Annotated in this window: 8 protein-coding genes; 1 reads left to right on the top strand and 7 read right to left on the bottom strand. The window is 53.6% G+C overall.

The window, feature by feature from the left end:
• Positions 1 to 162: 162 nt before the first annotated feature.
• The 3 genes from NI21_RS0109635 to tig all read right to left on the bottom strand — a co-directional run bounded on the left by NI21_RS0109635 (position 163) and on the right by tig (position 3,704).
• Positions 163 to 1,140 (bottom strand): site-specific integrase, encoded by a 978-nt coding sequence (locus NI21_RS0109635; RefSeq protein ID WP_052084035.1) that lies wholly within the window; start codon positions 1,138 to 1,140, stop codon positions 163 to 165.
• Positions 1,141 to 1,234: 94 nt separating this feature from the next.
• A complete protein-coding gene (locus NI21_RS0109630; protein WP_033126029.1) occupies positions 1,235 to 2,386 on the bottom strand; it encodes a hypothetical protein in 1,152 nt (383 codons plus the stop codon).
• Between the two features lie 262 nt (positions 2,387 to 2,648).
• The gene (gene tig / locus NI21_RS0109625; RefSeq protein WP_033126028.1) at positions 2,649 to 3,704 is read right to left on the bottom strand and encodes a trigger factor; all 1,056 of its coding nucleotides are present in this window, start codon (positions 3,702 to 3,704) and stop codon (positions 2,649 to 2,651) included.
• 226 nt (positions 3,705 to 3,930) lie between these two features.
• On the opposite strand from tig, the gene NI21_RS0109620 reads away from it, so the two are divergent.
• Positions 3,931 to 4,374: a hypothetical protein gene (locus NI21_RS0109620; RefSeq protein WP_033126027.1), complete on the top strand. Its 444-nt coding sequence runs from the start codon at positions 3,931 to 3,933 to the stop codon at positions 4,372 to 4,374.
• 64 nt (positions 4,375 to 4,438) lie between these two features.
• Here the strand turns inward: NI21_RS0109620 and NI21_RS0109615 are convergent, their stop codons facing one another.
• The 4 genes from NI21_RS0109615 to NI21_RS0109600 all read right to left on the bottom strand — a co-directional run bounded on the left by NI21_RS0109615 (position 4,439) and on the right by NI21_RS0109600 (position 9,757).
• A complete protein-coding gene (locus NI21_RS0109615; protein ID WP_033126026.1) occupies positions 4,439 to 4,915 on the bottom strand; it encodes a DUF1934 domain-containing protein in 477 nt (158 codons plus the stop codon).
• Entirely contained in the window at positions 4,916 to 5,896 is a 981-nt protein-coding gene (pfkA, locus tag NI21_RS0109610) for a 6-phosphofructokinase (protein WP_033126025.1), read from the bottom strand.
• A gap of 69 nt (positions 5,897 to 5,965) precedes the next feature.
• The gene (locus NI21_RS0109605) at positions 5,966 to 9,442 is read right to left on the bottom strand and encodes a DNA polymerase III subunit alpha (protein WP_033126024.1); all 3,477 of its coding nucleotides are present in this window, start codon (positions 9,440 to 9,442) and stop codon (positions 5,966 to 5,968) included.
• An 81-nt stretch (positions 9,443 to 9,523) separates the two neighbouring features.
• Positions 9,524 to 9,757, bottom strand: a complete 234-nt coding sequence (locus NI21_RS0109600; RefSeq protein WP_033126023.1) for a hypothetical protein — start codon at positions 9,755 to 9,757, stop codon at positions 9,524 to 9,526.
• Positions 9,758 to 9,764 lie beyond the last annotated feature (7 nt).

Raw genomic sequence — 9,764 nt, 5'->3', positions numbered from 1 at the left:
ATCTTACACAAACTTAACACACCGGCAAAGGTTCCCTGTTGAATTATAAAAAAAAATGCGTTATAATAGCTTCGGTTTCGTAGAGCTGATTACTCTACGAAAAAAGCCATTGCCTGACAGATGAAGAGTTACTCTTCACCGGCCAGGCAATGGCTTTTTGCTTTAGTACAGCACCTGAAGTCTGCCCATATTCTCCCGCTTGCGCTCCATGGAGGAGTGGACATACCTGTTCAGGGTGATATTTACGTTGGCATGCCCCAGGATCTCGCTGAGCGTCTTCACATCAAATCCACTCTCAATGCACCGGGTGGCAAAGGTGTGCCGGAGGGCATGGTAGTTGATGTCCGGCATGTGACATTCTCTCAGGTATCGCTTAAACACATTTTCCATTGTCCTGGGCTCTATGAACCGATCCGGCCGCCCGGTAAGGACATAGGCGTTGTCCGGTACATCTTCTGAAAGAGCGAGAAGCCTTCCAAAAAGCGGCTGCGGGATGGGGATGTCCCGCAGGGATTTACCGCTCTTTGGAGCTGTCACTATGATCTTGGTCCTTTTCCCGCCGGGCGCCTCCGGATCCTGGATGCGCTGCATGGTAAGCCGCACCTGGATCACCGCCTCCTCATAGCGGATGTGCTCCCGCCTGAGGGCGCAGACCTCCCCGATCCGCAGCCCCATGTAGAGGCTGAGAAGAACCCCTGTCTTTAAAAGCCCCTCATCCTGGAAGAGAAAGGCTCCCAGCGCTCTCTGCTCCTCCCTGTCCAGTATCCGGATCTGTCCCTCCCTCTGGCGCAGCCGTATCAGCTCAAACCGGCAGGGAATCTCATAGCCCAGCTGCACGGCAAAGCCGCATACCTCCTTCAGGACCGCCAGTATATCCTTCACGGTCTTCTCGGTCAGGCCGCCCCTGTGATCCTTGCGCCCTTCCAGCAGCTTGCTCCGGACAAAGTGGTCCACCCGCTCTGTGGAGATCTCTGTGACATACAGTTCTCCAAGCTCCGGTAAAATGTGATTTTTAAGCAGGTTCCCGTACTTGATGTAGGAGGATTCCTTGATCCTCTTCCTGACATTTTCCAGCCAGAAGGCCGCTATGTGGGCCAGCTCCTGTCGGCGCAGCGCGCACATGTCTCTTTTGTTCTCCATTGATCTAACCGTCCTCTCGTTTTTGTAAAAATTATATCGGACGGTTTAGCGGGATTCTATTCCGTGTGTCTCTGTACGTTTTCAGCCCCGTTTTTCAATCATCCGCCTCTATCCAATTTTCTATCCAGATAGAGTTCAGAAGATCATTTGCCCCGTAGCCCAGCCGCAGCCTGTGCCCGTACTCTTCTCCCAAAAGGTGATAGGTATATTCTGTCTCATAATCTCCCAGCTCATTTATCTCATCCGGTCTCCCGTATTGCTCTGTCATCTGTTCTTTCCCGGACCAGGACAGGATCAGCTCTCCGGGAAGGAACACATCGATCCCCTCGTATTCCAGATTGTCATTGCTCAGGGAAATCACATCTGCCATGCAGTCCTGCGCAGGGGCCTCGTGGTCCGCCGTATTGCGGACAAATACTGTGATGGTCTGTCCGCTGTCGTTGACAAGGTGGATCAGGGGATGGTCTTCAAAGCGGCTCTCCCAGGGGGCGAAAATAGATGCGACCATTGTATTTGCCTCCTCCTGACTCACAAAATTCCAGCCCTTCTCCCGCAGCCTGCTGACTGCCACGGGCACTGTAAACACATCCTGTCCGATCTGGATCTGAAAGCTTTCAGGGTTGTCCGAGAGCTCCGGGCTGATCCTGTCCTGATAGGCCGCTCGGTCAAGATTTTCCTTGTAATCCAGTTCCATCACCACATCTGTGTGGGGAAGATAGTCAATTTTCATGATCACTCCCGGATTTTCCTCCAGCAGCTCTTTTCCTTGCCTGTACGTGGATCTGTTTACCTGAAAACGCACCTCTTTTCCCTCTGCGCTGATCCCTTCCACATAGTAATGATCTGTGTCTTCACCAGTGCTCACATCATAGCTGAGCTGGCGCACATAGGCGCCTTCCGGCGCCATCAGATAGGGAATGTCTCGTATAGGTGCCTGCAGCAGCCAGATCACCAGAAGCAGGCACACCGCCACTCCCAGGGCCATGAGGGCGGTGCGGACTATGCTCCGTCCCTTCTGCTTGTTTGCGTTCATCCCCCGAACAACAATGTACGCCGCTGCGGACAGAGCCGCAAAGGATACTCCCAGCCTCCAGGCCCAGGTGGAAATGTAACCGGAAATTCCCTCTTTTCCTCCCAGGAACCCCGAGACACCTGTGGAAAGTCCTGCTGCCAGGCACACGACGGTTATGATCAGTGCGATCAGGGCAACCGGGTGCTCTCTCATAAATCTGCTGTCTTTGTGCATAATAACCCTCCTGTCTGCTCTCATTATAGCAAGCAAACAGGAGGGTTATTGTTAAATCTGGGTAAATACTGTCTGTAGCTTCAGGCTGTTCTCTCCTAATCTCCATACAGAGCCTCTTCCATTGAATATTTTTGACACATGTGCCAAATTTATTAATTACAATATACTGTCAAGCAGTACTTTATGCCTGGAAGTATAAAAAAGGCAGAGCCACGCCCTGCCTGAAAATCTCTTTGTCTGTAGCCTGACCCGGCCCTTCCATCTACTCCGCCGAGTCATTGACCACCTGTATGCAGTTGTCCGCCAGCCACTCCTGCACGATCTGCTGGAGCACCATGTCCTTCAGGTCATCCTCTGAGGCCGCCTGCTTCAGCGCGTCCACATCCTCAAAGCCGTAGGACTCTGCCAGCTCCTGGAAATGCTCCTCGTACTCCTCATCTGTAGGCGTCAGCTTCTCCTTATCCGCGATGGCCTCGGCGACATACTTCTGCTTGATAGACTGCTGAGCTGCCTCCTCCGCCTGCTTTTCAAAGCTGGCCACATCCGTGTTCATCTGGCTTGAGATAAAGTCCTCGTAGGTCATGCCGTAGGACTCTGCCGCGTCCTTGTACTGCTGAATGAGCTGATCCTTGATCTCGTTCACCTCATCCTCCGGATACTTCTCTACCTCTGCCTTCTCAAGAACCGCGTCCCAGGCCTCTGCCTGCAGGCTGTAGTCGTAGTTGTCCTTTGCGGACTCCTCCAGAGTTTTCTTGACTTCCTCTCTGTACTCGTCCACTGTCGTTGACTCATCAGACACGGTCTTCACAAAGTCATCGTTTACCTCGGGAAGGGTGCTGATAGAGTTGACTGTGATGGTAAATGTCACCGGCTTGCCGGAGAAATCCGGGTTTCTAGTATAGGGATCCGGAAACTGACCATTCCAGTCAAAGGTCTCTCCCACATTGTGCCCGATAATGCTGTCCTCAAATCCATCGATAAACTGGCCGGAGCCGATGGTCAGATCATAGCCCTGACCGGAGCCGCCGTCGAACTCCTGTCCGTCCATCTTGCCCACAAAGTCAATGTTGGCAATGTCTCCCTCCTGGACAGGGCGGTCTGTCACCTCCTGGGCATTCTGCTGCTGAACAGAGGCTATATAGTTGTCAATATCCTCGTCTGTCACTTCCTCCTGATCTGCCACCTTGTCCACTTCTATCCCTTTGTAGCCGCCGACAGTCACATAGTCATTTGACGCCTGGTTGCTGCCGGAGCATCCTACCAGCGCGGCGGAGCATACCAGCATGCCGGCCAGTAAAAGCGCTGCTTTTCTTTTCATGTCTACACCTCTTAATCGTTTATGATTTCTTCCGTACCCTGTCTTTCATCTTTACCGGATACTCGTATCAGTATAGCACATCCCGCTTTTGAATAAAAGTAAGTTTATGCTTTTTTCATTGTCTTTCCCCGCAAAAGGCCAAATCTCTCCAAGAAAAACATTGCGCAACCCCCTAAACAATGTTAAAATATACTGTGCGATTATTACATAGTGAGGAGGTTTCCCCGTGAATACATTGACGATTGTTTTGTTAGTAATTCTGGTCGTTTTGATCATTGCGTGTATCGTGCTGTACTTCCTCGGCAGAAAGGCGGAGAGGAGACAGGCTGAGCAGCAGGAGCAGCTGGACGCCGCGGCACAGACAGTTACCATGCTTATCATTGACAAGCGTACCATGCGCCTGAGAGACGCAGGCTTTCCTTCCATCGTGCTGGAAAACACACCCAAGTATCTGCGCCGGTCCAAGGTGCCGGTTGTGAAGGCAAAGGTTGGGCCAAAGATCATGACGCTGATGTGCGACTCAAAGGTGTATCCCCTGATTCCCGTGAAAAAGGAAGTCAAGGCAACCGTGAGCGGCATCTATATCACAGCGGTGAGAGGCCTGCGCGGTCCTCTGGAAGCGCCCCCGAAGAAGAAGGGCTTTATCGCTAGGCTTCGGGACAAAATATAGTACGTATCATGTATAATGAGGCAAAAAAACTCCAGGCTGAAAGGCCTGGAGTTTTTTTCTGGTTTTATATCTGCTCCGGGGCAGAACCCTGCGCCGGCTGTGCCGGCTGCACCGGGCGGATGGTCACATCTATCTCACAGTCAGACAGGGGCTCGCTGTTGATGTCCAGGGCGTAGCTGATGTGTACGTCGATCCTGTCCTCTGACACCTCGGTGGTGATATCTCTCGTGTGGATGCCCACCATCATTTCCCCGTAAGGCGTCTCGTAGGCGGTCATGTTCATCCTGCCCTTCTCAAACACCATCCGGGCGTTGGCGATCCCGCTTTTGCGCACCTCGAACAGGCTGTCGCCTATGATCTTGATCGTATTTTTGACCGTGCCGGGCACGCCCTCCACAACCTCGTCGTAGAGTACGTAGTGCCTGTCATTCTTCAGATAATAGGCGGCCGGAGTGATGATCTCCACCGGCTCGCCCTCCCCGTTCTCCTCCCCTGCACCGAAGTGGAGTCCGGAAATACTGATCAATACATCCTTTGTCATTTACAGTGCCAGCTCTCTCGCGATCTCATACTGATAAGCAGGAATCTGTTTCTGCATATTCAGCGCCTCGTTGATATCAAAGTCCACATACTCGCCGCCTTTGTATCCAACTACGCGGTTGCTCTTGCCCTCAATCAGAAGATCTACCGCCTTCGCGCCCATGATGGAAGCGTACACACGGTCCTTACATGTGGGGCTTCCGCCGCGCTGCATGTGTCCCAGGATGGTGGCTCTTGTCTCCATGCCTGTGGCCGCCTCAATTCTCTTGGCCAGCTCAATGGAGCCGCCGATTCCCTCCGCGTTGATGATGATATAGTTCTTCTTTCCACGCTTTCTGCACTCCTGGATGTCCGCGATGATCGCGGCCTCATCAAAGTCGTGCTCCTCGGGAAGAAGGATCCTCTCAGCGCCGTTGGCGATACCGCACCACAGGGCCAGCCATCCGGCGTCTCTTCCCATAACCTCGATGATGGAGCATCTCTCGTGGGATGTGGAAGTATCTCTTACCTTGTCAATAGCCTCCATAGCTGTGTTTACAGCTGTGTCAAATCCAATCGTATATTCTGTACAGGCGATGTCCAGGTCGATGGTTCCCGGGATACCGATGGTGTTGATCCCCAGGTTTGCCAGCTTCTGAGCGCCCGCGAAGGAGCCGTCTCCTCCGATGACTACCAGGCCGTCAATGCCGTATTTCTTACAGATAGCCGCAGCCTTCTGCTGTCCCTCCTCTGTGCGCATCTCCTCACAGCGGGCTGTCTGCAGAATGGTGCCTCCTCTCTGGATCGTGTCGGATACATCTCTCGCAGTCAGGTCTATGATCTCTTCATCCAGAAGTCCCTGATATCCCTTGCGGATACCCCTTACCTTTAAGCCTTTCCCTAAAGCTGTCCTCACTACCGCACGGATCGCAGCGTTCATTCCAGGGGCGTCACCGCCGCTTGTCAAAACTCCGATCGTACGAATTACCTTCTTCTCTGCCATGATTTTTCCTCCATTTGTCGTGTATTCATAATCTGGATCTTTCTCTTATTCTTTACCATTCTACATTATCTACCTTATGCTTTCAATGGGTTTTTCTACAACTTTTACACAACTTTCTCCGAAATAATTCGTCAATCTGCTCAGTATTCCAGGCTCAATATAAATATTTTTTCCGGCCGGAAGACGCTTCACCGCCTTCTCCGCCCGGCAGTAAATAACCACCGAGTCGTCCCCGTCGGAGGCCCGGAGCATGTCAAAGAGATGCTCTTCGTCCTCCATGTAAGAGGCTTTGTCCTTATACTGGATCCACAGCTCCTTCTTCGTCTGCTCAAAAGGCACCACGCTCTCGCAGATGAGCTTGCTGGGGGCGTCGTCCTCCTCGGACACTCTGCCCCGGATAAACACCTTGTCATCCTGCCCCAGCATCCGCTGGTATTTCTCGTAATCCCGGGGAAATACGACGATCTCCACCGTGCCCGCCAGATCCTCCAGAGTTAGGAAGGCCATCATCTTATTGTTTTTCGTGTGCTTGATGGTCTTTGCCGTGATCATGCCGCCCACTGTCTCCCTGGCGCCGTCCCGGACCTTGGAGCGGCCGGTAGAGTCATCGATCTGAAAGTCCAGGGTGGTTCTGGAAATATTTTTCTTCCACTTCTCCTCGTAGTCCTCCAGGGGATGGCCGGTCAGATACACGCCACTGACCTCCTTCTCAAAGGCCAGCTTTGTCTCCTTGTCATACTCGCCCACGTCCGGGAGGGGAATGTCAAACTCCTTCTTCTGCTCATCATCCACCAGGTCAAAAAGGGACATCTGACCGGTCATGGAGTATTTTCTCTCCTGGTTCACCTGGTCCAGGATCTGCACGTAGATGGCCATGAACTGCCGCCTTGTGCCTCCCAGCCCGTCAAAGGCCCCCGCCTTGATGAAGTTCTCGATGGTGCGCCTGTTCACGTCCTTTCCAGACATTCTCTCGATGAAATCCTTCAGGCTGCGGAAGAGGCCGTTTTGTTCCCTCTCCTCGATGATGGAGTGGATCACCGGCTTCCCGATGCTCTTGATAGCTGCCAGGCCATACCGGATATTGCCTCCGTCCACAGAGAAATTGCCCTCGCCCTTGTTGATGTCAGGGGGCAGGATGTCAATGCCCATCTGGCGGCAGCTGTAAATATATTCTGCCACCTTGGATGGATTTTCAATCACGGATGTCATGAGAGCCGCCATAAATTCCACCGGGTAGTAGTACTTCAGCCAGGCGGTCTGGTAGGAGACCACCGCGTAGGCCGCCGCGTGGGACTTGTTGAAGGCGTATTTTGCGAAATCAATCATCTCGTCGTAAATCTTGTTGGCCGTCTTCTCATCTATGCCATTGTTCACACAGCCGGGCACTCCCTCCTCCGGGTTGCCATAGACAAAGTTCTGCCGCTCCTTCTGCATCACATCTCCCTTTTTCTTGGACATGGCGCGGCGCAGAAGGTCGCTTCGTCCCAGGGTGTAGCCGGCCAGATCCCGGACGATCTGCATAACCTGCTCCTGGTAGACAATGCACCCGTAGGTGGGTGCCAGGATCGGCTCCAGCTGGGGGCAGTCGTAGGTGATCAGCTCCGGGTTGTTTTTTCCCCTGATATACTGGGGGATAAAGTCCATGGGGCCGGGCCGGTACAGGGAAATCCCGGCAATGATATCCTCCAGACTCTGGGGCTTCAGCTCCTTCATGAAGCTCTTCATCCCGGTGCTCTCAAGCTGGAACACGCCGTCTGTCTTTCCCGTGCCGATGGAGTCCAGCACCTCCTTGTCATTGTAGTCGATGCTGTGTATATCAATCTCTTTTCCTGTGCTCTTCTGGGCCAGCTCCACCGCGTTCTGGATCACCGTCAGGGTCCGAAGGCCCAGGAAATCCATTTTCAGAAGCCCCAGCTCCTCCAGGGTGGTCATGGTAAACTGGGTGGTCACGGAGCCGTCAGAGCCAAGAGACAGGGGCACGTACTCGTCCACCGCCTTCTGGCTGATGACCACGCCGGCCGCGTGCATGGAGGTGTGCCTTGGCAGTCCCTCCAGCCTCTTGGACATGTCCACAAGCTCCCGCACCTGGCTGTCCTCCTCGTACAGCTTCTTCAGCTCCGGATTCATGGCAAGGGCCTTGTCCAGGGTGATGTTCAGCTCTGTGGGAACCATTTTCGCAATGGTGTCCACAAAGGCGTAGGGCAGATCCATGACCCTGCCCACATCCCTAAGGACGCCCCGGGCCGCCAGAGTACCGAAGGTGACGATCTGCACCACCCGGTCAGGGCCGTACTTGCGCACCACATAGTCGATGACCTCCTGCCTTCTCTCAAAGCAGAAGTCCACGTCAATATCCGGCATGGACACACGTTCCGGGTTGAGGAACCTCTCAAAGAGGAGCTGGTACCGGATGGGATCGATGCTGGTGATGCCCAGGCAGTAGGCCACAATGCTGCCGGCAGCGGACCCACGGCCGGGTCCCACCATAATGTCGTTGTCCCTGGCGTATTTGATAAAGTCCCACACAATGAGGAAATAGTCCACATAGCCCATGTCGTGGATGACGGACAGCTCGTATTTCAGCCGCTCCTTCAGCTCCTCTGTGACAGGGCTGTACCTCTCCTCCAGCCCTTTGTGGCACAGTTCATTTAAGTATTCCCAGGAGGTGTATCCCTCCGGCACATCGTACTTGGGCAGCTTGGTCACGCCGAACTCGATCTCCACATTGCACCGGTCCGCGATCTTCTGGGTGTTCTCCAGAGCCTCCAGGGCGTAGGGGAAGAGTTCCCTCATCTCCTCCTCGGACTTGATGTAGTACTGGCCGCCCTCGTAGCGCATCCGGTCCTCGTCCGCCAGCTTTTTTCCTGTCTGGAGGCAGAGGAGGATATCGTGGGGCTTCACGTCGTCCGCATAGGTGTAATGGACGTCGTTGGTAGCCACCAGCTGGATCCCCGTCTCCCGGCTCATGCGCACAAGAGCCTGGTTCACCATCTGCTGCTGGGACATGCCGTGATCCTGGAGCTCCAGGAAAAAATTGCCCTTTCCAAAGATTTTCTCATACCGCAGGGCCGCCTCCTTGGCCTCCTCATAGAGTCCCTGCACGATATTTCTGGCCACTTCCCCCGCCAGGCAGGCGCTGAGGGCGATAATCCCCTCGTGAAACTCCTGAAGGAGCTCCATGTCCACCCTGGGCTTGTAGTAGTAGCCCTCCGTAAATCCCCGGGAGACCAGCTTCATCAGGTTATGGTAGCCGGTGTCATTTTCCGCCAGCAGCACAAGGTGGTAGTACCTGCTCTCGCTGTTGCCTCTGGCCTCCTTGTCAAAGCGGGAGCCGGGGGCCACATACACCTCGCACCCAAGCACCGGCTTGATTCCAGCCGCCTTGGCCGCCTTGTAAAAGTCGATCACGCCGTACATGACGCCGTGGTCCGTGATGGCCACGCTGTCCATGCCCAGCTCCTTCACCCGGGAGATACATTCCTTTATTTTATTGGATCCGTCCAGCAGACTGTACTCTGTGTGGACGTGCAGATGCGCAAAACTCATATAAAAAGCCTCCCTTTCAGACGTGGTACTTGGAAATATTGTACTACGTTTGAAAGGGAGGCGCAAGAATTCTGTGTTTCACTACCCGTTGATCATAAAGCTTACCAGTCTGTCAATATCCTCTTTCTCGTATGCGATGATCTCCAGCTCCGGGATCTCGCCGTTGGAGAATATGTTGGCCATGGACACGTACTGAGACAGCTTGGACTTCAGATTCAGTCTGTCTCCCTCACCTGTCACCAGCTCCACTCTTCCCTTGCAGTCGTCAACGACCTTAAAAAACTTATCGATATCGGTAATATTCTGTACTTTCATGCTCTTT

The sequence above is a fragment of the Eubacterium sp. ER2 genome (assembly GCF_000765215.1).
GTDB classification, from domain to species: domain Bacteria; phylum Bacillota; class Clostridia; order Lachnospirales; family Lachnospiraceae; genus Claveliimonas; species Claveliimonas intestinigallinarum.
This window is presented reverse-complemented; position numbering and strand designations above follow the sequence as displayed.

Coding starts and splice junctions, on each gene's coding strand:
- NI21_RS0109600 (WP_033126023.1), bottom strand. CDS start 9,757: ATGAAAGTACAGAATATTACCGATATCGATAAGTTTTTTAAGGTCGTT.
- tig (WP_033126028.1), bottom strand. CDS start 3,704: ATGAAAAGAAAAGCAGCGCTTTTACTGGCCGGCATGCTGGTATGCTCC.
- pfkA (WP_033126025.1), bottom strand. CDS start 5,896: ATGGCAGAGAAGAAGGTAATTCGTACGATCGGAGTTTTGACAAGCGGC.
- NI21_RS0109615 (WP_033126026.1), bottom strand. CDS start 4,915: ATGACAAAGGATGTATTGATCAGTATTTCCGGACTCCACTTCGGTGCA.
- NI21_RS0109630 (WP_033126029.1), bottom strand. CDS start 2,386: ATGCACAAAGACAGCAGATTTATGAGAGAGCACCCGGTTGCCCTGATC.
- NI21_RS0109635 (WP_052084035.1), bottom strand. CDS start 1,140: ATGGAGAACAAAAGAGACATGTGCGCGCTGCGCCGACAGGAGCTGGCC.
- NI21_RS0109605 (WP_033126024.1), bottom strand. CDS start 9,442: ATGAGTTTTGCGCATCTGCACGTCCACACAGAGTACAGTCTGCTGGAC.